Raw genomic sequence first — 23,460 nt, 5'->3', positions numbered from 1 at the left:
TCCCTCGATCAGAAATGCAGGCCCGGCGACAGGCTCGCGGGCAAGGTCAGTTGCGTGCTTTCCACCGACGCCATCGGATACGCGCAATAGTCGGCCGCGTAGTACGCGCTCGGGCGATGGTTGCCCGAGCGGCCGGTGCCGCCGAACGGCGCGGCGGACGATGCGCCGTTGGTCGGCCGGTTCCAGTTGACGATCCCGGCGCGAATGGTGCGGCGGAAGTGTTCCCATGCGTTCGCGTCGTCGGCGAGCAGGCCGGCGGACAGGCCGAACGCCGTGTCGTTCGCGCGCTCGATCGCTTCGTCGAACGTCGCGTAGCGGACGATCTGCGCGAGCGGGCCGAAGTGCTCTTCGTCCGGCAGGTTCGCCACGCCCGTCACGTCGACGATCGCCGCGTTCACGAAGCCGAGGCGCGGATCGCGCTGCGTCATCGCGATGATCAGCTTCGCGCCCTGCTCGATCAGGCGCGACTGCGCGTCGACGAGCTTCGTCGCGGCACGCGCGGAGATCACCGCGCCCATGAACGGCTGCGGATCGGCGTCGAACACATCGGCCGTGATCTTCGACGTGACGTCGACGAAGCGCGCGAGGAAGCGGTCGCCGAACGCGCCCTGCGGCACGAAGATGCGGCGCGCGCACGTGCAGCGCTGGCCGGCCGACAGGAACGCCGACTGGATCGTGTGGTGGACGGCCGCGTCGATATCCTCGACTTCGCCGATCACGAGCGGGTTGTTGCCGCCCATCTCGAGCGCGAGCACGATTTCCGGACGGCCGCCGAACTGCTTGTGCAGCAGCGTGCCGGTATCCGAGCTGCCGGTGAAGAACAGCCCGTCGATTTGCCGGTGGTTCGCGAGCGCGATGCCGGTGTCCTTCTCGCCCTGCACGAGGTTCAGCACGCCGTCCGGCAGGCCGGCGTCCTTCCACACTTCGACCGTCGCACGTGCGACGCCCGGTGCGAGCTCCGACGGCTTGAACACGACCGCATTGCCGGCGATCAGCGCCGGCACGATATGACCGTTCGGCAAGTGGCCGGGGAAGTTGTACGGGCCGAACACCGCGACGACGCCATGCGGGCGGTGACGCAGCACCGCGACGCCGTCAGCCATGTCCTGGCGCTTCTCGCCGGTGCGTTCCTGATAGGCCTGGATCGAGATGCCGACCTTCGCGGCCATCGACGCGACTTCCGTGCGCGCTTCCCACAGCGGCTTGCCCGTCTCGCGGCCGATCGCGGTCGCGATCGCTTCCTTGCGTTCGTTGAGCAACGCGGCGAAACGCTTGACGATCGCGCAGCGCGATTCGAAGTCGAGCGCCGACCAGCCGGCGAATGCGCGGCGCGCGCTTGCGACTGCACGATCGACGTCGGCTGCCGACGCGCTTTCACCCTGCCATGCGATCTCGTCGGTGCCCGGGTTGCGCGAAGCGAACACGGGGCCCGAGCCTGCGACCCAGGCGCCGTCGATGAAGAGTTCCGTCATGATTCGTTTATCCCTGTTTGACTTTGAGCGGCAGCACGCGGACCGGATCGCCGGCCTTCACGTCGAGCGCGACGGCATCGTCGGCCGACAGCACGAATGAGCCGTTCGCGACCACGCCCGGCGCGACGCCGACGCGGAAGTCGGTGAGCGACGTATTCGACACGAGCGACCTGGGGGCGTCGTCCCGTGCATCGGGCACGCCGATCGCGACCGGCACGACGACGCTTTCGCGCACCGTGCGCAGGTCGTTGACGTGGCATTCGAGCACGGGGCCCGCGTCGAAGATGTCGACGTGATTCTGGTAACGCAGCCCTTCCGCCTCGAGCATCTTGCGGGCCGGCAGCGTGTCGCGGTGCGTGAGGCCGACCGCGTCCTGCGCGTCCTGCGGCAGCAGGTCGACGTACACCGGATAGCGCGGCATCAGTTCCGCGAGGAACGACTTGCGGCCGTGCGAGCTGAGATAGTCGGCCGCGTTGAAATCGATCTGATAGAAGTGCGAACCGACTGCGCGCCAGAACGGCGACGTGCCGTCCTCGTCGAAGTGGCCGCGCAGTTCCGCGCAGATGCGTTCCGGAAAGCGCTCGCGGAACTGCGCGATGAACATGAAGCGCGAGCGCGACAGCAGGCCGCCCACGCCGCCCGTGCGATAGCGCGGGCTCAGGAACAGCGAGCACACTTCCGCGTAACCGGTCAGGTCGTGCGAGATGTTCAGCGCGGACATCCGCGTCCACACGCCGAGCTCCTGGCTCGCGTGCACGACCGTGCTCACGCGATAGTTGTAGAACGGCTGTTCGAGGCCGACCTGCGTCTCGATCCCGCACACGCCCGCGATGTCGCCCGTCTTCGATTCTTCCATCACGAAGAAGTAGCCGGCCTCGCCGGCCGCCGCCTCGCCCGCGAGCGTGCGGCGCGTGCGCTCGATGCGCGCGGCGAGCGCGTCGCGATCGGGCTTGAACGTGGTCAGGCCCGGCCCGGTTTCCTTCGCGAGCGACACGAGCGCGTCGACGTCGCCCGTTTGTACGACCCGAACGACGATCATGCTGCGTCTCCCTTCAAATCTTCATCGTCGCGGCGGTGCAGCGGCACGCAGCGCACGACATCGCCATCCTTCACATCGAGCGCCGCGCGCACGTCGCCGGCCAGCGGCGCGTCACCCGCATCGCCCGGCAGGTCGGCCAGCACGCAGCGGAACGATTCGCCGCTGCCCGTCGACACCATGTAGGCGACATCGCCCTGCTGGTGCGCGGCCTCGCGCACGATGCGCTCGGCGCCGTGCTTCACGCACGCGGTGCGGTCGACCTGCGCGGTCAGCACCGGGCCCGCGTCGAAGATGTCGACGAAGCGGTCGGGCTCGAAGCCTTCCTCGAGATGGATGTCATAGGCGAGCAGCGCCGATTCGTTCGGCTCGCCGAGCACGCGCTGCGCGGCTTCCGGCAGCAGCGGCACGTAGAGCGGATAGGCCGGCATCACTTCCGCGATGAAGGTCCGGCTGCGGCCGCCCGACGCGATGTCGACGTCGGTGAAGTCGCGGCCGAAGAACTTGCGGCCCACCGCTTCCCAGAACGGCGATGCGCCGTTGCCGTCGCTCACGCCGAGCAGCAGCGTGAACACTTCCGGCGTGAAGCGGCGGCGGTTCGCGGCGATGTACATCATCCGCGCACGCGAGATCAGGTGCGCGGCCGCGTCGCCGCGCAGCGACGGATCGACGTAGAAGCCCGCCAGCCGGCTCTTGCCGGTGAGCTCGTGCGACATCGTGAGCGCGTGGATCTTGCGGTTCACGTGCAGCTCGCGCGACGCGTGAATCAAGGCGTCGTTGCGGAACGCGTAGAACGGTTCCGAGTAGCCGGCCGCGGCCACGATGCTCGCCGTGCCGAGCAGCTTGCCGGTCGACGAATCCTCGAGCACGAAGAGGTAGAACTCTTCGCCGGCGAAGTCGACGTCCGCGCGAAACGAATCCTCGGAAAGCGCCACGCGCGCTTCGAGCGCCGCGCGGTCGTGCGGCAGCGAGTGCAGGACCGGCTGCGCGGTGCGCGCCATGTGCGCGAGCGCATCGAGATCCGTGAGTTTGCCGGGGCGAACAAATAGCATCGTCGTTCCTGTCTGCGATGGGTGCGCCGATCAGCGCGCGGTGGCTTCCTGGGCGGCGAGCACTTGCTCGACTGCCTTCTCGAAGCGCTTCATGCCTTCGTCGAGCAGGTCGAACGGGATCACCAGCGACGGCACGAAGCGCAGCACGTTCGGGCCGGCGATCAGCATGATCAGGCCGTTTTCCGCGGCGGCGGTGACGAAGTCCTTCGCACGGCCGTCGAATGCCGCGGTGAGTTCCGCGCCGACGAGCAGGCCCTTGCCGCGCACGTCCTTGAAGATGCCGAAGCGCGCGTTGATGCGCTCGAGCGCGCCTTTCAGGCGCACGCTGCGTTCGCGCACGCCTTCGAGCAGTGCCGGGTCGCCGATCAGTTCGACGACCTTGTCGGCGATCGCCGATGCGAGCGGGTTGCCGCCGTACGTCGTGCCGTGCACGCCGACCTTGAAGTGCGCGGCCAGTTCGTTCGTCGTCAGCATCGCGCCGATCGGGAAGCCGTTGCCGAGCGCCTTGGCGGTCGTCAGGATGTCCGGCGTGACGCCGGTATCCATGTACGCGTAGAACTGGCCCGTGCGGCCGACGCCCGTTTGCACTTCGTCGAAAATCAGCAGCGCGCCGTGTGCGTCGCACGCTTCGCGCAGCGCCTTCAGGAACGCCGGATCGGCCGGGATCACGCCGCCTTCGCCTTGCACCGGCTCAACGATCACGGCACAGGTTTTCGGGCCGATCGCGGCCTTCGCGGCTTCGATGTCGTTGAACGGCAGGTGCTTGATGCCTTCCGGCACGGGGCCGAAGCCTTCCGAGTACTTCGGCTGACCGCCGACGCTGACCGTGAAGAACGTGCGGCCGTGGAACGACTGCACGAACGACACGATTTCGTATTTGTCGGCGCCGTGGCGGTCGAACGCGACGCGGCGCGCGAGCTTCAGTGCGGCTTCATTTGCTTCCGCGCCCGAGTTTGCGAAGAACGCGCGGTCGGCGAAAGTCAGCGATTCGAGGCGCTTCGCGAGGCGCAGCACCGGCTCGTTCGTGTAGCCGTTGCCGATGTGCCAGAGCTTGCGGCCTTGTTCGTCCAGCACCTTCAGCAGTTCCGGGTGGCCGTGGCCCAGCGACGTTACCGCGATGCCGCACGCGAAATCGATGTACTCGCGGCCGGCCGTGTCCCACACGCGGGAGCCCTCTGCACGGTCCGGCACGAACGGGGCGGGGGAAAATACCGGCACCATCACTTCATCGAATGTCTGGCGGGTCACGGTCGAGGTCGTCATGGTCGTTCCTTTCGGTTTCGTAAGAGGGTTCAACAGGATCAAGTTTAGGTAAGGGTGACGCAAGCGTCTTGCGGAATTGCGACGGGTTCTATCGGAAGCGGATAGTGCGGTTTGTTTTTGCCCTTTCGGGCGGGGGTGGTTCGTTGAGTGTCGGTATTTTGAGGCTTTTTGGGTGGTTCGCTTGTGTTTGGCGTGAAGCACCTGTGGACTTGTCGGTCTATTAGTGTCGCCCCTGCGCGGGGCGGCGGTTACTTTTCTTTGTCTTGCCAAAGAAAAGTAACCAAAAGAAAGGCGCTCGGAGAACGCATGACTTCCCGGTGCCGTGGCACTCGGAGTGGATCGCGCCTAAGTGTCCGCGCCAGTCACGAACACGGAGTGGTTCGAGCAATGGTTCTGACACCCTCCACTACCCTACAGAGTGGTATACCGCCCGCTAGCTCCGCCCTCGCTTCGCTCGGCCGACAGGGGCACCCCCTCCAGTAACGCTTCAGGTCAATTAGTTCCAGCAATCGCTCGCGAGCACCCCGAATTCAGCGAATCAAAGCATGCCCTCATTCGCCAGGAAAAAGGGACGCAGCACGCACTTACGTGCTGACGACGTTACCAAACACTTCACCGATGGCAAGCAGTCCGATAGGTACGAATGGTCTGAGAAAAGGGGGGGTGGCGGTTTGCCGATGCAGCGCTGGCAGAAGCATGTGAGCGCATGCAATGCGACGTGAAGTACCTTGCAGCCGAGCGTAGCGAGGATGGAGCTGGCGGGCGGTATACCGCTCTGTTGGGTAGTGGGAGGTGTCAGAACCATTGCTCGAACCACTCCGTGTTCGTGACTGGCGCGGACACTTAGGCGCGGTCCACTCTGAGTGCTATGGCACCGGGAAGTCATGCGTTCTCCGAGCGCCTTTCTTTTGGTTACTTTTCTTTGGCAAGACAAAGAAAAGTAACCGCCGCCCCGCGCAGGGGCGACACTAATAGACCGACAAGTCCACAGGTGCTTCACGCCAACCGCAAGCGAACCACAAAAAAAAATCAATCCTTCGCACCGCGCTCGACAAGCGCGCCGCCCCGAGGCTCCCCGCCACCGCCGGTCTGCTTTTCGAGCCAGGCTCTCCGATCCTCCCGCGGCGTCACACCAAACCGTTCGCGGTACGCATTAGAAAAATGCGCGGCAGAAGAAAACCCACAAGCGAGAGAAACCTGCACAACCGACTTGCTGGTCCGCTGCAACTGCGTCCGGGCCTTGAGCAACCGAAGATTGAGGTAATACTTGGAGGGCATCGCCCCGAGATACTGTCGAAAGAGCCGCTCGAGTTGCCGGCGTGACACGCCAACGAGCTCGGCGATCTCATCGGTCGTCAAAGGATCTTCGACATTGGCTTCCATCAAAAGCAACGCATCATTCAACCGAGGATGCCGCTCGCCCGGCGCAGTAACAAAAGGAATCCGCTGCCGCTCCTCGCCACTGCGCAAAGTCCCGGCGCCGAGCGCATCGGCGATCCTCTCGGCGAGATCCGGCCCATGTTCCCGGCCAATCATGGCCAGCATGAAATCAACGGTAGCCTGCCCACCAGCACAGGTAGCCCGATCGCGATCGATCTCGAAGATCTGCTGCGTGACGATCGACCGCTCGAACTGTTCGGCGAACTGCTGATACGTCTCCCAGTTCACGCTCACGCGATACCCGGAAAGCTGCCCGGCCATCGCGAGCCACCACACGCCGTGGTGAATACCGGTCACGACCGGCGTCCGCTGCCCCACCCTCGCGAGACTCGCGAGAAACAACCGATAGTCGGCAAACTGCTGAAACCGCTCCGACACGACGATCACCCAGTCACACGCGATCGCATCGTTGAACGCGGCATCGGCATGCCACTGCGCGCCGCCGGCAAGCGGCACCGGCCGCCCGTCCCACGAACACACCTGCCACCGATACAGCAGCCGCCCGTCAATCTCGTTCGCGAGGTTCAGCGCATCGACGATCGGACCCACGCCCGACATCGACACGGGCGGCAATGCAACGATCGCCACCTGCGTCGTGCGGGTGGCGCCTGCGGGACGAGACACCGGTACCACGGTTGAAACCTGCCCTGTCGCGTTACTTGAGACTGCCCGACAGGAACTGCTTCAGCCGCTCGCTCTGCGGGCGGACCAGCACTTCCTTCGGATCGCCCTCTTCCTCGGTCCGCCCCTGATGCAGGAACATCACGTGGTTCGACACGTTGCGCGCGAAACCCATCTCGTGCGTGACGACGATCATCGTGCGACCTTCCTCGGCCAGCTTCTGCATCACCTTCAGCACTTCGCCCACCAGTTCCGGGTCGAGCGCCGACGTCGGCTCGTCGAACAGCATCACGTCCGGATGCATCGCCAGCGCACGCGCAATCGCCACGCGCTGCTGCTGGCCACCCGACAGGTGCGACGGATACTGCTTCTCGACGCGCGGCGCGAGACCGACCTTCTCGAGATACGTGCGCGCACGTTCCTCGGCTTCCTTCTTCGAAATGCCGAGCACGTGCACCGGCGCTTCCATCACGTTCTCGAGCACGTTCATGTGCGCCCAGAGGTTGAAGTGCTGGAACACCATCGCGAGCTTCGTGCGGATGCGCTGCAGCTGCTTGTGATCGGCGACTTCGAGCGCACCGGCGCGGTCGGTCTTCGTGCGCACGGCCTCGCCGTCGACGATGATCTGCCCCGCATTCGGCCGCTCGAGAAAATTGATGCAGCGCAGGAACGTGCTCTTGCCCGAGCCGCTCGCGCCGATGATGCTGATGACGTCGCCGGCCTTCGCGTTCAGCGATACGCCCTTGAGCACTTCGTTGTCACCGTAGCGCTTGTGAATGTCGACCGCGGCAAGCTTGGTGGAAGCGGCAGCGCTCGTTTGAGTGATCTCGGCCAACTGGCTCTCCTCGAAGTGATTCAATGACGGGCGGCCGCGAGATACGCAAGCCAGTGGCGCTCCGCGCGACGAAACGCCGCGACGAGTGCGAACGATACCGCAAGATAGATCAGTGCGGCGATCCCGAACGACTGGAACGCCATGTAGGTCGCCGAATTCGCGTCACGCGCGACCTTCAGGATATCCGGCACGGTCGCGGTGAACGCGACGGTCGTCGCGTGCAGCATCAGGATCACCTCGTTGCTGTATAGCGGCAGCGCGCGGCGCAGCGCCGACGGCAGGATCACGCGACGGTACATCGTGAACGGCGACATCCCGTACGCCCGCGCAGCCTCCACTTCACCGTGCGGAATCGCGCGGATCGCACCCGCGAAGATCTCCGTGGTGTACGCGCAGGTGTTCAGCGCAAACGCGAGAATCGCGCAGTTGAAGCCGCTGCGGAAGAACGCGTCGAGCAGCGAGTGCGAACGCACGAACTCGAGGCTGTACATGCCCGTGTAGAGCAGCAGCAACTGCACGTAGAGCGGCGTGCCGCGGAACACGTACGTGTAGAACCGCACCGGCGTCGACACCCACTTGTTCTTCGATACACGTGCGACCGCGAGCGGCACCGCGCACACGAAGCCGAGCGAAATCGACGCGACGAGCAGCCACAGCGTCACCGCGAGGCCGGAGAGGCGCTGGCCGTCCCAGTAAAGGAACGCCTGGCCGAATTCCTGGAGGATCTCGATCATAGTTCTGCGTGCCGCACGCCCATGGAATAACGCTTCTCGAGCTGGATCAGCACGAGGTTGGAAACGGTCGTGATCGCGAGATAGATCAGCGCCGCGACGAGGATGAAGAAGAACATGTTGAACGTGCTCTTGCCGGCGTCCTGCGCGGCCTTCACGACGTCCGCGAGGCCGATGATCGACACCAGCGCGGTGGCCTTCACGAGCACCTGCCAGTTGTTCCCGATCCCGGGCAGCGCGAAGCGCATCATCTGCGGAAACATGATCCGCGCGAACACGCGCGCGCCGCTCATCCCGTAAGCCGCACCGGCTTCGAGCTGGCCGCGCGGCACCGACAGGAACGCGCCGCGGAACGTCTCGGTGAAGTACGCGCCATAGATGAAGCCGAGCGTCAGCACGCCGGCCACGAACGGGTCGATGTCGATCTGGTCCCAGCCGACGAAGTCGGTGAACTGGTTCAGCCAGATCTGGATGCTGTAGAACAACAGCAGCATCAGGACAAGATCGGGCACCGAGCGGATCAGCGTCGTATAGCCGGTCGCGATCGCTCGCAGCACCCGGTTGTGCGACAGCTTCGCCACCGCGCCGATCAGCCCCAGCGCCACCGCAGTGGCGAGCGACAGCACCGACAGCTCGATGGTCTGCACGGTGCCGGCCCAGAGGACAGGACCAAAGCCGTAAAGGAACACGCGCGTCTCCAGAGTTGGAATGGATGCCGACGCGTCTACCTGTCCCGCGCCGGGCTGACGCGGATAGTCGCAAGCGAAATTGATTGCCTCAAACCACCTGGCACGCGATTGCTGCATCGCAACAATCCGTCCCATCATTTGCAACTGCGACCTATGGCGCTGTTTCAAAAGGAAAAAAGCCGCTCCCTGACAACCGGATAACCGGCGGGGAAGCGGACTTTTTGCAATTTTCCGGTCGCTTTTTCGATATAGCGCCGAAGACGGGTTGCGCCTACCGCCCCTTCAGGATGTCGGAGCGCGAAGTCGTATAGACAAGCCCGTCCGGGCCGAAATGGACGTTGAAGAATGCGTCGGTGTTGACGCCGTCCTCGAGCCAGCGCCAGCTCCAGACGATCTCGGGCTTGAGCGGATACTGCGCGATGTCGCCGGGCTTGCCGAGCAGGCGCCGCACCTCGTCCTCGTTCATTCCCGGGCGCACTTTCGCGAAATTCTCGGCGGTCAGCACCTGCGTCGCGCCCGTGTAGCGGCCGTTCGCATCGAGATCGACGAACCACGTCTGGTTGCCCATCGGCCCACGCGGATATTCGTAGCGCTTCGAGCCGTCGGTGAACTCACGCACGGTCTCGGGCTTGCCCATCGTGCCGCGCACGTCGGCCTCGGTCGATTCGCCGACCTTCAGCCCCTTCAGCAGCAGCGGCGCGGGCTTGATCGCGTTGAAGAAGTCCCTGATACGTTGCACGTCGAGATGGCCTTGGTCGTCGCAGCCGGTCAGCGCCAGCGCGGCGGCCAGCATCGTCACGGGAAGCAGCCGGAAACGGAAAATCATCGGAAGAGTTGCGCGTCGAGAAAACACGCGGCAAGGATACCCGCGCAACGCCAAAAGCGCGAGACGGGCGCGCGGCCCGTCTCGTATTCAGTGCGTCGTTTCGGTTTCGGTCTCGGCCACGCGGCTCGCCGCTTGGGGCGAGCGCGGCACGGCCGGCGGCGCACTGATGCGGCGCCGCGTGCGCACGAGCTCGGCCAGCTGCCACGAACCGAGCGCCAGGCAGCCGAACAGCACCTCGCGGCCGCGCTTGACGAGCGCGAGCGACAGCGCCGTCTCCCGGTCGACGCCGAACATCTGCGCGAGCAGCACGACGGTCGCCTCCTGCACGCCGAGGCCGCCCGGCACCATGAACGCCGCATGGCGCACGGCCTGCGTCATCGCCTCGATCGCAATCGCGCCGCCGATCGACACCGGATGGCCGAGCAGCGCGAGCGCCCAGTAGATCTCGAGCGCGCCGAGCACGTAGCCGGCCAGCTGCCAGAAGAATGCGCTGAACAGCAGGCCCGTGCGCGACATCAGCCCGTCGATGTCGGTGTCGAGCCGCTTGCCGTCGACGCCCTGCAGCAGCCGGTGCGAATCGCCGAGCAGGCGGCCCGCGAAACGCTCGATCGCATGGAAGATGCCGCCGCGGCGCATCAGCACGACGCCGAGCACCGGCAACGGCAGCGTCAGCAGCAGCGCGAGGCCGATCGTGCCGCCGCCCATGCTGTCCGTCGTCGCGAGCAGCAGCACGAGGCCGAGCGCCGCGAACGCATACTGGACGACGATCGTCACGAGCAGCTCGACGATCACCGATGCCGTCACGCGGCTCGCGTCGGGCACCTGCCAGCGCGCGAGCCGGATGCCGACGATCTCGCCGCCGATCCCGACCACCGGCAGCAGCCGGTTCACGGCCTCGCGCACGGTCGCGATCCACCACAGGAACGGCAGCGACGAGCGCTTGTCGAGCAGCAGGTGCCACGCGTACGCGTCGAGCAGCAGCGGCAGCGCATGGAACGGCACGAGCCACAGGAGCGCATAACCGGCGCGCGCGAGCATCTGCGACACGTCGCCGATGCCCTCGTGCAGCCCCAGCGCGAGCAGGATGCCGATGCCGAGCGGCCAGCCGAGCCATTTGATCCACTTGGTCATGACGGCTGCGCTCCCGGTGCGCGCGACGCCGGCGTGCCGCGCCGTGCGGCGGCCTGGCCGAACATGTCGGCAAAGCCGCCGGTCGCGACGCCCGCGGCCTTCAGCGCGGCCGCGACACGCGGCGACAGCAGCGCATCGAGTTCGTCCACCGGACGGTAGCCGGCCATCGTCGGCGTGATCGGGCCGTCGCCGGCCTCGGCCGGATGGCAGTAGATCTCGCCGACGCCCGGCGGCAGCTTGGCCAGCGCGTCGAGCAGCACGGCCTCGTCCATCGCGCCCGTATGCTCGATCCCGACCACGTAGTCGTTGTGCGCGAGCCCCGCGCGGTCGAGCCGCGCGCGCACGAGCGCGATCCACGGCTTGAGCAGCGCGGGCGCGCTCGTCTCGTACGGCAGCCGCACCGCGCGCAGCCCGTAGTCGCGGCCGATCTCGATGATCAGCGACAGTACGGTCGGATGCAGGTGGAAATGCTTGTGCGCGTTCACGTGGTCGAGCGGCAGGCCGCTCGTCGCGAACGCGTCGAACTGCGCGCGAATCTCGCGGCGCAACTGCGCGCGCACGTGCGGCAGGAAGAAGAAGCGGCAGCCGTCCTTCGCCATCGCATCGCCGAACCGCCCGTCGGGGCCGACGAGCGCGGGAATCTCACGTGCGGGCAGCGTGGCCGGCCCGTCCGCGAGGACGAGATGCAGGCCGACCGCGAGCGACGGCAGCCGCCGCGCGCGCTCGATCGCATCTTGCGCGGCGGGCGCGCCGACCATCAGGCTGGCGGCGTTCAGCACGCCGTCGCGGTGCGCGCGCTCGACCGCCGCGTTGACGCGCGGGTGCAGCCCGAAGTCGTCCGCGGTGAAGATCAGCGCCCGCGCCGCCGGGTGCGTCGCCACGAATCAGGCCTCGTGCGCGCGCAGGAAGCGGAAGAACTCGACGCCTTCGCGCAGGCGGCGCTTCATCATGTCCCAGCTCGTCAGCATCTCGCGGACGATCTCCCAGATCTTCGACGGGCGGAAGTAGAACTGGCGATAGAACTGCTCGAGATGGTGATAGATCTCGTCGCGCGACAGGTGCGCATAGCCGATCGCCGCGAGCTGCACGCCTTCCTTGCTCACCAGGTTGATGGTCTTGTTCTCTTCCATCCAGCCGTTTTCCACGGCCTGCTTGTAGAGCGTCGTGCCCGGATACGGCGCGGCGAGCGACACCTGGATCGTGTGCGGATTGATTTCCTTCGCGTACTCGATCGTCTTCTTGATGGTTTCCTGCGTCTCGCCCGGCAGGCCGAGGATGAAGGTGCCGTGGATCTTGATGCCGAGCTTCTTGCAGTCCGCGCTGAAGCGGCGCGCGAAATCGGTGCGCACGCCCTTCTTGATGTTCACGAGGATCTGGTCGTCGCCGGATTCGAAGCCGACCAGCAGCAGGCGCAGGCCGTTTTCCTTCATGACCTTCAGCGTCTTGTACGGCACGTTCGCCTTCGCGTTGCACGACCACGTCATGCCGAGCTTGCCCAGGCCGATGGCGATGGCTTCAGCGCGCGGCAGGTCGTCGGTGAAGGTGTCGTCGTCGAACATCAGTTCCTTCACTTCCGGCATGTTGTCGCGGATCCACTTCGCTTCCGCGAGCACGTTCTCGACCGAGCGCGTGCGGTAGCGATGGCCGCTGACCGTCTGCGGCCACAGGCAGAAGGTGCAGCGCGACTTGCAGCCGCGGCCCGTGTAGATCGACACGTACGGATAGTTGAGGTAGCCGATGAAGTAGTTGTCGATCTTCAGGTCGCGCTTGTAGACGGGCGCGACGAACGGCAATTCGTCCATGTTCTCGAGGATCGGACGCGCTTCGTTGTGCTCGATCGAGCCGTCCTTCGCGCGCCAGCTCAAGCCCTTGATCTCGGGGAACGGCTTGCCTTCGGCGATTTCCTTGCAGGTGTAGTCGAATTCCTCGCGGCATACGAAGTCGATGGCCTCGCTCGCCGTGAGCGAATTGTGCGGATCGACCATCACCTTCGCGCCGACCATGCCGACCAGCATCGACGGCTTCATCTTCTTCAGGTCCTGCGCGAACATCGCGTCAGTCGGGAACGACGGCGTGCTCGTGTGGATGATCACGAGGTCGTAGTCGTTCGCGATCTTCAGCGTTTCCTCGACCGACAGGCCGTCGGCCGGTGCGTCGACGACGCGGCTGCCCGGCACGAGCGCGGCCGGCTGCGCGAGCCACGTCGGATACCAGAAGGAACGGATTTCGCGCTTCGCCTGATAGCGCGACCCGGCTCCGCCGTCGAAGCCGTCATACGAAGGGGCCTGCAAGAACAGCGTTTTCATGAATGCTCCGGTAGCCTGCATAGTTCGATTCGTCACAACGATTCAGTCAAAAAACCGCGGGCCGCCGTGCCGGCGCCCGCCTCTCTGTCATGTCGCGCCGCGCGGCCTCGCCGCGCAGCGCGTCTCGGCCCTCGGGCCGGGTTCGGTCGGAACGGCCCTAGCGGCCGTCCACTGCTTCCACTGCCGCCGTCGCGCGTTCGCCGCCGACGACCGTCATCCTCGCGCCGCGCCACACCACGTGCGTGCCGAACACGGCCGCGAGCCACTCGAGCGCGAGCAGCGTGTCGCGCACCGCGACGAGCGGCAGGTCGCGCCAGAACGCGCGCCAGCCATCCTCGCCGCGGGCGTGCAGCACGAGCCGCCCGAACGCGCCCACCACGGCCGCCCAGCCCGCCAGCGAGCCGGCGAAGGTGCCGTCGAGGCGCAGCGCGAGCACCGCGCCGATCGCGAGCCACGGCACGGTAAACGTAATGAACAGGAACGCGAAGCCGGCCGGGTTCAGCGAACGGATCGTGCGCAGCCAGCGCGTCTCGCGGTGCCACAGCGGCCCGAACGACGGTTCGATCACGTCGGTCGCGACCTCGACCTCCGACAGCACGGTGCGTCGCCCGAGACGGCGCGGCAGCTCGGCCAGCCAGAAATCGTCGGCCAGTTCGTCCTTCAGCGCGGGAAAGCCGCCGATCCGGTCGAGCGTGTCGCGCGTCAGCGCGAGCGTCGCGCCGAAGCCGAAGCGGCTCGAGCGGCCGAGGTGCGTGATCCGGACCGACGGTGCGAACCATGCGTCGACGAATTGCGCGCCGATCCGCGTCCAGAACCCGCCGACGCTGCGCGCATGATACAGGCACGTGACGACACCGACTGACACGTCGGCGAGCGGCGCCGTCACGTGCTCCAGATAGTCGGGCTTCACCGCGATGTCGCTGTCCGCGATCACGATGCGGCCGTACTTCGCGCGCTCGGCGAGGTTGATCAGGTTGCTGACCTTCAGGTTCTTGCCATGCACGCGCGCGTCGATCACGAGCGTGATGTCGCACTCGGGATAATCGGCGCGCAGCCGTTCGACCACGGCAATCGCCGGATCGGCCGCCGATGCGACGCCGAACAGCACTTCATACCGCGGATGGCGCTGCTCGCAGAACGTCGCGAGGTTTTCGTACAGGTGCGGCTCCGCGCCGCACAGTGGCTTGAGCACGCTGACCGGCTCGAAACCGTCGCGCACGGCCGTGCGCGGCGTACGCGGCCGCGGCGCGAACGCGGCGACGAGCGCATAGCCGGCCGCGGCCAGCGTGAAGACGATCAGGAGCCAGTCGAGCATCGTTGCGGGTGCCGTCATGCGCGACGCCTCCCGGCGACCTGAACGCCATGGAGAACGCTTGAGCATGATTGAGCGTGATTCGATATTCCGGCAACGACGAACGCGGGCACGACCCGACTCCTTGTTCCAGCAGCGTCTGTGTATGGGGGAGGCTCGACCCATCTTTCGGATACGGCCATGCCCGGCTTCGCGTGGTGCATCTCCGCGCGACGCCCGGACGGGATGCGGGAAGATTCGTATGGCTACCTTCGGCACAACATGGGTAGGCGCCGGATTTTAGCAGCCTGCGGCACCCCGCGCTCGGCACTACGAGAAACGGACTGGTGCATTTCCGGCAAAGCTGTGCAGTCGGCGAACCATTTGGGCGCACCCGCGTTCACGTTAGCGTAAGCGGTTTGCAGGCGTATTGCAGTCTTGAAAATCATACGTTTCGTGCAAATTTGTACGTCGATGCGAATTCACATCCAATCGCCGTAAAGATTGGTAATTAATCATTGATTAGATTGATTTTTGCAACGATCACCGAATTCGACCCTGCGCCCCTGAAAGGCGCATGGGTATCGGGCCGCCTCCAGCACGTTCCGGAACCCTTTGGCAAAATCCTTGGCATTTGTTGCGTCAGCGCATCACCGCGCGCGCCCCTTTCGAAGGCCATCCGATGACTCCGTTTTCCGTACTCGATCTCGCCCCCATTCCGGCCGGCGCCGACGCCTCCCAGGCATTCCGCAATACCGTCGATCTCGCGCAGCATGCGGAACGCTGGGGTTACCGGCGCTACTGGCTCGCCGAGCATCACAACATGCCCGGCATCGCGAGCGCGGCAACGGCCGTCGTGATCGGCCATGTCGCGGGCGCCACGCAGACGATCCGGGTCGGGTCGGGCGGCATCATGCTGCCGAACCACGCGCCGCTGGTGATCGCCGAGCAGTTCGGCACGCTCGCGTCGCTGTATCCGGGGCGCATCGACCTCGGCCTCGGCCGTGCACCCGGCACCGACCAGACCACGTCGCGCGCGCTGCGCCGCGACCTGATCGGCAGCGCCGACTCGTTTCCGGATGATGTCGCCGAGCTGCAGCGCTACTTCGCGGAGCCGGTGCCCGGCCAGCGCGTGCGTGCGGTGCCCGGCGCAGGGCTCGACGTGCCCGTGTGGCTGCTCGGCTCGAGCCTGTTCAGCGCCCAGCTCGCCGCGATGCTCGGGCTGCCGTTCGCGTTCGCGTCGCACTTCGCACCGGATTACCTGATGCGCGCGCTCGAGATCTATCGTGCGCAGTACCGGCCGTCGGCTGCGTGGCCGAAGCCGCATGCGATGGTCGGCGTCAACGTGTTCGTCGCCGATACCGACGACGAGGCGCGGCGCCTGTTCACGTCGCTGCAGCAGCAGTTCATCAATCTGCGGCGCGGCACGCCGGGCAAGCTGCCGCCGCCGGTCGACGTGCTCGAGGCGAACGAGCTCGAACTCGCGACCGTCGCGCATTCGCTGTCGTTCGCGGCCGTCGGCTCGCGCGACACGGTGCGCGACAAGCTGCGCGACCGCATCGCGCAGACGGGGGCCGACGAGCTGATCGTCACCGCACAGATCTACGATCACGCGGCACGGCTGCGCTCGTTCGAATTGACCGCGCAGATCCGCGACGAGCTCGCGAGCGAAACGCGCTGACGGCGCGCGCCCGGGCCGCCTGCGGCCGGCCCCGCATCACTGCGGGTGCACGGCCTCCAGCCCGTCGAGCAGCGCCTTGTGGAACGCGCCCGGATCCTGGATCTGCGGCGCGTGCCCGAGCGCCGGGAACTCGACGAGCTGCGCGCCGGGGATCGCCGCCTGCGTGCGCTTCGCGAGTTCCGGGTAGCGGCCGAGCTTCGCATGCACGTCGGGCGGCGAGACGTCCTTGCCGATCGCGGTCGTGTCCTTGTTGCCGATCATCAGCAGCGTCGGCACGCGGATCGCGCCGAGTTCATAGACCACCGGCTGCGTGAGGATCATGTCGTAGATCAACGCGGAGTTCCACGCGACCGCGTCGCGACCGGCGCCACGGTACATCCCGGCCAGCATCTGCACCCAGCGCTCGTACGACGGCGACCACTTGCCCGCGTAGTACGTGCCCTGCTCGTAGCGGCGGATGCCGTCGGCCGTGGTCTTCAGTTCGCGCGCATACCAGTAATCGACCGGCAGCGGCGGCACGCCGAGCGCCTTCCAGTCCTCGAGGCCGATCGGGTTCACGAGCACGAGCTGGTCGGTCGCCTTCGGATACATCAGCGCGTAGCGCATCGCGAGCATCCCGCCCGTCGAATGGCCGACGATCGTCGCCGACTTCACCCCCATCGATTCGAGCAGCGCATGCGTATTGCGTGCGAGCTGCTGGAAGCTGTACTGGTAGCGATCGGGCTTCGACGACTTGCAGAAGCCGATCTGGTCCGGCGCGATCACGCGATAGCCGGCGCGGCTCAGCACGCCGATCGTGTCCTCCCAGGTCGCCGCGCAGAAGTTCTTCCCGTGCAGCAGCACGACGGTGCGGCCGTTCGGGTGTGCCGGCTGCACGTCGAGGTAGGCCATCTCGAGGGTTTCGCGCTGCGACACGAACGTGTAGAGATGCACGGGCGCCGGATAAGTGAACCCTTCCAGGCGCGGGCCATACACGGGCCCGTCGTTGCCGGCGGGCGAGGCGGCGGCCGCCATGGCGGGCACGGCGCACGCGACGGCGACACCCGCGCCGAGCACGGCGGCGCGCGCGGCAAACAACATCTTGCGAATCGAAAGCATGGCGATCACGGTGATTGGAGACGCACGCGGGCGGCCGGGCCGCCTCGCGCCCCGCGATTCTACGCGGTCGCGCTGACGACGGCGCGCAACACTCCGGCGCCGCGCGACTTCCGCGCGCGCGACGAACTCGGGTATCGTGTGACGTGACCCTGAAACGCGTGCAGGCGATTCCCATGAAAAACGTCCTCAGCATTCAGTCGCACGTCATCTACGGCCATGCCGGCAACAGTGCGGCCGTGTTCCCGATGCAGCGCCTCGGCGTCAACGTCTGGCCGCTCAATACCGTCCAGTTGTCGAATCACATGCAGTACGGGAACTGGGCCGGCAGCGCGATCGATGCCGCGAAGATGGAGCAGCTCGTCGACGGCATCGCCGCGATCGGCGCACTCAAGCGCTGCGACGCCGTGCTGTCCGGCTTCCTCGGTTCGCCGCCGCAGGCGCGTGCGGCGATCGAGATCGTCCGCTCGGTGAAGGCGATGAACCCGAACGCGTGGTACTTCTGCGATCCGGCGATGGGCCAGACAGGCGGCATCCGGCCCGAGCCCGGCGTCGAGGAATTCATGGTCCAGGAGGTGCCGGCGCTCGCGGACGGCATGTCGCCGAACCACACCGAACTGCAGAAGCTCGCCGGGCGGCGCATCGAAACCGTCGCCGAAGCCGTCGAAGCCTGTCGCGCGCTGATCCGTCGCGGCCCGCAGATCATCCTCGTCAAGCACCTGCACGACCGCAATAGCCCCGCCGATCGTTTCAACATGCTCGCGGTCACCGAAACCGAAGCGTGGATCGGCCAGCGCCCGCTGTACGCGTTTCCGCGCCATCCGGTCGGCGTCGGCGACTTGACCAGCGCAATCTTCGTCGCATGCCGGCTGCGCGGCGACTCCGTGCGCGCGGCGTTCGAGCACACGCTCGCGGCCGTCCACGCGGTCGTGAAGGCCACCTACGATGCGCGCCGCTACGAGCTCGAACTCGTCGCCGCGCAGGACGAAATCGCGCGCCCGAGCGAATGGTTCGGCGCGTGGGTCACGGATGCCTGACACGCCGGCATCGCCCTCCGCTTCACCGGTGCGCATCCCGCGCCGCATCGCTTTCCCGCCTCCCCCCGCCGCACCGCGACCGCCGGCGACATGCATCCCGATGCCGCTTCGATATCGCTTCGATGCGGATGCAAACGTTTCCGGACTTCACATGAATGACACCGATTTCTCGCTATGCTCGCGGCGGCACCACCCGGCGCAGCCGCATCCTGCGATCCGGGCGCGCCCTTCCAGCAGGTCCTGCCAATCGGCTCCCCCCTTTACCGCACGATAACGACCATGACCCGATCGAACCGTCGTGACTTCCTGCGCGTCGCTGCCGGCACCGCCGGCGCCGCCGCGCTGAACCTGTTCCCCCCCGTGATTCGCGATGCGCTTGCGATTCCCGCGAACCGCCGCACCGGCACCATCCGCGATATCGAACACATCGTCATCCTGATGCAGGAGAACCGCTCGTTCGACCACTACTTCGGCACGATGCGCGGTGTCCGCGGCTTTGGTGACCCGCGTCCGCTGCGCCTCGCGAACGGCAAGTCGGTGTTCCACCAGCCGGTCGGCCCGGCCGAGCTGCTGCCGTTCCACCCGGGCGCGGACAAGCTCGGCCTGCAGTTCCTGCAGGATCTGCCGCACGGCTGGCAGGACATGCACGCCGCCTGGAACAAGGGCCGCTACGACCAGTGGGTGCCGAACAAGGGCACCACGACGATGGCGTACCTGAAGCGCGACGACATCCCGTTCCACTACCAGCTCGCCGACGCGTTCACGATCTGCGACGCGTACCACTGCGCGATCCCGAGCTCGACCGATCCGAACCGCTACTACATGTGGACCGGCTACGTCGGCAACGACGGCACGGGCGGCGGCCCGGTGCTCGGCAACGAGGAAGCGGGCTACGGCTGGACGACCTATCCGGAAGTGCTGGAGAACGCCGGCGTGTCGTGGAAGATCTACCAGGACGTCGGCACCGGCCTGAACGCCGCCGGGTCGTGGGGCTGGACGCAGAACCCGTACATCGGCAACTACGGCGACAACTCGCTGCTCTACTTCAACCAGTACCGCACCGCGCTGCCCGGCACGCCGCTGTACGAGAAGGCGCGCACCGGCACCAACATCAGCGCGGGCGGCACGCTGTTCGACGTGCTGCAGCAGGACGTGAAGAACGGCACGCTGCCGCAGGTGTCGTGGATCTGCGCGCCGGAAGCGTATTCCGAGCATCCGAACTGGCCGGCGAACTACGGCGCGTGGTACATCGAACAGGTACTGCAGGCGCTCGTGTCGAATCCGGAGGTATGGAGCAAGACCGCGCTCTTCATCACGTACGACGAAAACGACGGCTTCTTCGACCACGTGCCGCCGCCGTTCGCGCCGCAGTCGCGCGACAACGGGCTGTCGACGGTCGCGACGACCAACGAGGTGTTCCCCGGCGACGCATCGCACATGGCCGGCCCGTACGGGCTCGGGCCGCGCGTGCCGATGCTCGTCGTGTCGCCGTGGACGAAGGGCGGCTGGGTCTGCTCGCAGACCTACGATCACACGTCGCTGCTGCAATTCATCGAGGCACGTTTCGGCGCGCAATACCCGGTCAAGGCCGGCAACATCTCGCCGTGGCGCCGCACGGTGTGCGGCGACCTGACCGCCGCGTTCGATTTCGCGACGGCCGATGCCGGCTGGCCGACACTGCCGGACACGAGCGGCTATGCGCCGCCCGACCGCCTGCGCCATCCCGACTACATCCCCGTGCCGCCGGTGCTGCAGAAGCTGCCGAAGCAGGAGGCCGGGCTGCGTCCGGCGCGCGCGCTGCCGTACGAGCTGTTCGTGCACGGCCGCGTCGAATCGGTGAACGGCCTGTTCCGGCTGACCTTCGCGAACACGGGCCGGGCAGGCGCCGCGTTCCAGGTGCAGTCGCGCAATCGCCTCGACGGCCCGTGGGCGTACACGGTCGAAGCCGGCAAGCGGATCGCCGACACGTGGAGCGCCGCGGCGTCGCTCGGCCTGTACGACCTCGACGTGTACGGCCCGAACGGCTTCTACTGCCATTTCCGCGGCCCGTTCGCGACCGGTGTCGGCAGCGCGAACGTGAACCCCGAGGTGATCTACGGCTACGACGTCGCGAACGGCAACATCACGCTGCGCCTGATGAACCGCGGCCACAAGGCCGTGCGGCTCAAGGTCACCAACGCGTATGGCCACGGCCACGCGCGCACGTTCGACCTCGCACCGGGCCAGCAGGTCGACGACTACTGGGATCTGCGCGGCAGCCACGGCTGGTACGACCTGACCGTCAGCGACGGCCGCCTGCTCGGCTTCCTGCGTCGCTTCGCGGGTCACGTCGAAACCGGCCGCCCGAGCACCAGTGATCCGCTGATCCGCACGCACGCATCGCACGACGATGCGGAAGCCGCATCGGACGCCCTGTCCGACTGACGGCATCCCGTGCGCGGCGCGGCCCCGGGCGGGCCGCGCCGCCTCCCTGCTCCCCCTCCTCTCGGCCCGCTCCGTTCGCGACGGGAAACTCCCGATACCGGCTGCCGCCGCACGCGCGGAAGCTATGCGCAAATCCGCACCGAATGCGCGGCGAATTGCCAAGACCCGGGCATATCGGCGACCTATATATCGAGGCGATCGGGGCTCTTCTTCGCGGAGCCTGACGGGAGATTCTTCCGAGGATAACGATGCCGGCCTCCCCCGCCCGATTCCGAGAAGCGGTCGAACCGCCCGCCCGTCGCACGCGTCCGGCCCGCCCGGGCGCATGCGGTACTCACTCGCAGGTGTCGAACAAGAGGAACAACATGAAATTCCGTCATTCCCTGCTGTCGGTGTCGATTGCATCCGCGCTTGCCATCCTCTCGCAACAGGCCGCCCAGGCCGCCGATACGACCGACGTGAAGGTCGGCTTCGCCGCGCCGCTCACGGGCGTGAACGCCGGCTACGGCAAGGATCTGCAGAACGGCGTGCAGCTCGCGCTCGACGATGCCGCCGCGCAGAAGGTGCAGATCGCCGGCAAGCCTGCCCACTTCAACCTCGTCGTGCAGGACGACCAGGCCGACCCGCGCATCGGTGTGCAGGCCGCGCAGGCGCTCGTCGACCAGAATGTGTCGGTCGTGGTCGGCCACTTCAACTCGGGGACAACGATTCCGGCGTCGGTCGTCTACGACAAGGCCGGCATCCCGGTGATCGATCCGGCCGCGACCAACCCGACGCTCACCGCGCGCGGGCTCGCGAACATGTTCATGGTGATCGCGACCGACGGCCAGAACGCCGGCAACGCGGGCAAGTACGCGGTCGACGTGACGAAGGCGAAGCGCATCGCGATCATCGACGACCGCACCGCGTTCGGCCAGGGCGAGGCCGACGAGTTCGAGAAGGCCGTGAAGGCCGCGGGCGGCAACCTCATCGGCCGCGAATTCACCAGCAACCAGGCGGTCGACTTCCGCGCGCAGATCACAAGCCTGAAGGCGAAGAACCCCGACCTGATCTTCTTCGGCGGCCTCGATTCGCTCGCCGCGAACTTCATCAAGCAGATGCGCCAGCTCGGGCTGAACGCGCAGTTCGTCGGCGGCGGCGGCGTGAAGGACAACGAGTTCATCAAGATCGCGGGCCCGGCCGCCGAAGGCGCGATGGCGTGGGAATACGGCCGGCCGCTCGACGAGCTGCCGCAGGGGAAGGATTTCGAACAGCGCTTCAAGAAGCGCTTCGGCGTCGACGTGCTGTCGTACGCGCAGTTCGGCTATGACGCCGCGTGGGCGGCGATCAAGGCGATGCAGGCGGCCGGCTCGACCGACCCGAAGGTCTATCGCCCGGCGCTGAAGAAGATCGACTTCGAAGGCGTCACCGGCCGCATCTCGTTCGCGAACGACGGCTCGCTGAAGAGCGGGATGTCGACGCTGTACCAGGTGAAGAGCGGTGCGTGGAAGACGATCACGACGAAGGGAGGCTGATCGGCGGTGCCGGCGGCCGGCGGCGGCAACGCCGCCCGGCCCCGGTGATCGATGAACGGATATCGATCTTGTATGACGACTGATGTTGAGGCAATTCGACCGGGCCGGCGGCACTGTGGGCCGCGCCGCCCGGTGCGTCAGCCAGCCTCGGCCTCGGCCGCCTCGTGCGCGCGGCGCAGCCGTTCGCGGCTGTTGGTGAGGTGCGTGCGCATCGCCGCGCGTGCCGCTTCCGGGTCGTGGCGCGCGATCGCCTCGTAGATATCCTCGTGTTCGTGGTTCAGCCGGCCGACGTAGCGCTCCAGATCGTCGCCGGCAAAGCGGGCCGAATTCACGCGCGTGCGCGGAATGATCGACGTGCCGAGCTGCGTCATGATGTCGACGAAATAGCGGTTGCCGGTGGATTGCGCGATCTGCAGGTGGAACTGGAAGTCGAGCTGCGCGGTGTCGCGGCCGCCGCCGGCCCCCGACGCGATCGCGTCGAGCGCGCGCCGCAGCGCGGCCAGGTCGGTATCGTTCGCGCGTTGCGCGGCAAGGCTCGCGCATTCGCTTTCGAGGCTGATGCGCAGTTCCAGCACCGCGAGCACGTCGCGCAGCGTCGTGATCGTCGCCGGGTCGATGCCGAGCGTCTGGCGGCGCGATGGCTCCAGCACGAAGCTGCCGATGCCGTGGCGCGTCTCGACGAGGCCGCTCGCCTGCATCCGCGAGATCGCCTCACGCACGACCGTCCGGCTCACGCCCTGCGCCGCCATGACTTCGGTTTCGGTCGGCAGCTTGTCGCCGGGACGCAGCGTGCCGTTTTCGATCTGCGCGGTCAGCGCGTCGACGACATCTTGTGCGAGGCTGCGTGCGCGACGGCGCGGCGCTGCGGGAAGCGTAGGCACGGACATGAGGCCGGTTCCTTTTTGAATGATCGTAATGTGAGCCGAGGGTTTACGCGGGGTTTGAGCGAAAGCCGATGATTCATTATACTGCGTCACAAGTCATCCGACGACTGATGATCGAAACACGGATCTCCT

19 protein-coding genes are annotated in these 23,460 nt (G+C 66.6%); 4 read left to right on the top strand and 15 right to left on the bottom strand.

Going from position 1 to position 23,460, the window contains the following annotated elements; translation table 11 throughout:
- Positions 1–8: 8 nt before the first annotated feature.
- The 13 genes from astD to hpnI form a co-directional block, all read right to left on the bottom strand.
- Positions 9–1,472, bottom strand: coding sequence for a succinylglutamate-semialdehyde dehydrogenase (gene astD / locus CFB82_RS06295; RefSeq protein WP_089483618.1), 1,464 nt, complete (start codon positions 1,470–1,472; stop codon positions 9–11).
- A gap of 7 nt (positions 1,473–1,479) precedes the next feature.
- A complete protein-coding gene (astA, locus tag CFB82_RS06290; protein WP_089483617.1) occupies positions 1,480–2,511 on the bottom strand; it encodes an arginine N-succinyltransferase in 1,032 nt (343 codons plus the stop codon).
- Positions 2,508–3,560: an arginine/ornithine succinyltransferase subunit alpha gene (gene aruF / locus CFB82_RS06285; RefSeq protein WP_089483616.1), complete on the bottom strand. Its 1,053-nt coding sequence runs from the start codon at positions 3,558–3,560 to the stop codon at positions 2,508–2,510. The genes astA and aruF overlap by 4 nt, the downstream gene beginning before the upstream one ends.
- A gap of 30 nt (positions 3,561–3,590) precedes the next feature.
- Positions 3,591–4,823, bottom strand: a complete 1,233-nt coding sequence (locus CFB82_RS06280) for an aspartate aminotransferase family protein (RefSeq protein ID WP_089483615.1) — start codon at positions 4,821–4,823, stop codon at positions 3,591–3,593.
- 1,029 nt (positions 4,824–5,852) lie between these two features.
- On the bottom strand, positions 5,853–6,896 hold the full coding sequence (locus CFB82_RS06275) for a GlxA family transcriptional regulator (protein ID WP_039348267.1): 1,044 nt from the start codon (positions 6,894–6,896) through the stop codon (positions 5,853–5,855).
- Between the two features lie 22 nt (positions 6,897–6,918).
- Entirely contained in the window at positions 6,919–7,719 is an 801-nt protein-coding gene (locus CFB82_RS06270) for an ABC transporter ATP-binding protein (protein WP_089483614.1), read from the bottom strand.
- A 20-nt stretch (positions 7,720–7,739) separates the two neighbouring features.
- Entirely contained in the window at positions 7,740–8,453 is a 714-nt protein-coding gene (locus CFB82_RS06265; RefSeq protein ID WP_011351456.1) for an ABC transporter permease, read from the bottom strand.
- Positions 8,450–9,139, bottom strand: a complete 690-nt coding sequence (locus tag CFB82_RS06260; RefSeq protein ID WP_043182060.1) for an ABC transporter permease — start codon at positions 9,137–9,139, stop codon at positions 8,450–8,452. The genes CFB82_RS06265 and CFB82_RS06260 overlap by 4 nt, the downstream gene beginning before the upstream one ends.
- Positions 9,140–9,410: 271 nt before the next feature.
- Positions 9,411–9,965: a hypothetical protein gene (locus CFB82_RS06255; protein WP_069247520.1), complete on the bottom strand. Its 555-nt coding sequence runs from the start codon at positions 9,963–9,965 to the stop codon at positions 9,411–9,413.
- A gap of 87 nt (positions 9,966–10,052) precedes the next feature.
- Positions 10,053–11,096 carry an HpnL family protein gene (locus tag CFB82_RS06250; RefSeq protein ID WP_089483613.1) on the bottom strand — a complete coding sequence of 348 codons (1,044 nt, stop codon included), beginning with the start codon at positions 11,094–11,096 and terminating at the stop codon, positions 10,053–10,055.
- Positions 11,093–11,977 (bottom strand): hopanoid biosynthesis-associated protein HpnK, encoded by an 885-nt coding sequence (gene hpnK, locus CFB82_RS06245; RefSeq protein ID WP_089483612.1) that lies wholly within the window; start codon positions 11,975–11,977, stop codon positions 11,093–11,095. The genes CFB82_RS06250 and hpnK overlap by 4 nt, the downstream gene beginning before the upstream one ends.
- Positions 11,978–11,980: 3 nt before the next feature.
- Positions 11,981–13,423, bottom strand: a complete 1,443-nt coding sequence (hpnJ, locus tag CFB82_RS06240) for a hopanoid biosynthesis associated radical SAM protein HpnJ (RefSeq protein WP_306426965.1) — start codon at positions 13,421–13,423, stop codon at positions 11,981–11,983.
- Positions 13,424–13,559: 136 nt separating this feature from the next.
- Positions 13,560–14,735 carry a bacteriohopanetetrol glucosamine biosynthesis glycosyltransferase HpnI gene (gene hpnI, locus CFB82_RS06235; protein ID WP_089483611.1) on the bottom strand — a complete coding sequence of 392 codons (1,176 nt, stop codon included), beginning with the start codon at positions 14,733–14,735 and terminating at the stop codon, positions 13,560–13,562.
- Between the two features lie 640 nt (positions 14,736–15,375).
- On the opposite strand from hpnI, the gene CFB82_RS06230 reads away from it, so the two are divergent.
- Positions 15,376–16,374: an LLM class flavin-dependent oxidoreductase gene (locus CFB82_RS06230; protein WP_069249246.1), complete on the top strand. Its 999-nt coding sequence runs from the start codon at positions 15,376–15,378 to the stop codon at positions 16,372–16,374.
- Positions 16,375–16,410: 36 nt separating this feature from the next.
- On the opposite strand, the gene CFB82_RS06225 is transcribed toward CFB82_RS06230, so the two are convergent.
- The gene (locus CFB82_RS06225; RefSeq protein WP_089483645.1) at positions 16,411–17,472 is read right to left on the bottom strand and encodes an alpha/beta fold hydrolase; all 1,062 of its coding nucleotides are present in this window, start codon (positions 17,470–17,472) and stop codon (positions 16,411–16,413) included.
- A 173-nt stretch (positions 17,473–17,645) separates the two neighbouring features.
- Here CFB82_RS06225 and pdxY point away from each other — a divergent pair, with 173 nt between their 5' ends.
- The 3 genes from pdxY to CFB82_RS06205 all read left to right on the top strand — a co-directional run bounded on the left by pdxY (position 17,646) and on the right by CFB82_RS06205 (position 22,444).
- The gene (pdxY, locus tag CFB82_RS06220) at positions 17,646–18,506 is read left to right on the top strand and encodes a pyridoxal kinase PdxY (RefSeq protein ID WP_089483610.1); all 861 of its coding nucleotides are present in this window, start codon (positions 17,646–17,648) and stop codon (positions 18,504–18,506) included.
- Positions 18,507–18,785: 279 nt separating this feature from the next.
- Positions 18,786–20,930 carry a phosphocholine-specific phospholipase C gene (locus tag CFB82_RS06215; protein WP_089483609.1) on the top strand — a complete coding sequence of 715 codons (2,145 nt, stop codon included), beginning with the start codon at positions 18,786–18,788 and terminating at the stop codon, positions 20,928–20,930.
- Positions 20,931–21,295: 365 nt separating this feature from the next.
- Positions 21,296–22,444, top strand: coding sequence for a branched-chain amino acid ABC transporter substrate-binding protein (locus CFB82_RS06205; protein WP_089483608.1), 1,149 nt, complete (start codon positions 21,296–21,298; stop codon positions 22,442–22,444).
- A gap of 137 nt (positions 22,445–22,581) precedes the next feature.
- On the opposite strand, the gene CFB82_RS06200 is transcribed toward CFB82_RS06205, so the two are convergent.
- Complete coding sequence (locus tag CFB82_RS06200; RefSeq protein ID WP_089483607.1) at positions 22,582–23,331, bottom strand: FadR/GntR family transcriptional regulator; 750 nt, start codon at positions 23,329–23,331, stop codon at positions 22,582–22,584.
- Positions 23,332–23,460 lie beyond the last annotated feature (129 nt).

It is taken from the genome of Burkholderia sp. HI2714 (genome assembly GCF_002223085.1).
Classification (GTDB): Bacteria; Pseudomonadota; Gammaproteobacteria; order Burkholderiales; family Burkholderiaceae; genus Burkholderia; species Burkholderia lata_D.
The sequence above is the reverse complement of the archived record's forward strand: the minus strand, read 5'-3'. Positions and strand labels throughout refer to the sequence as shown.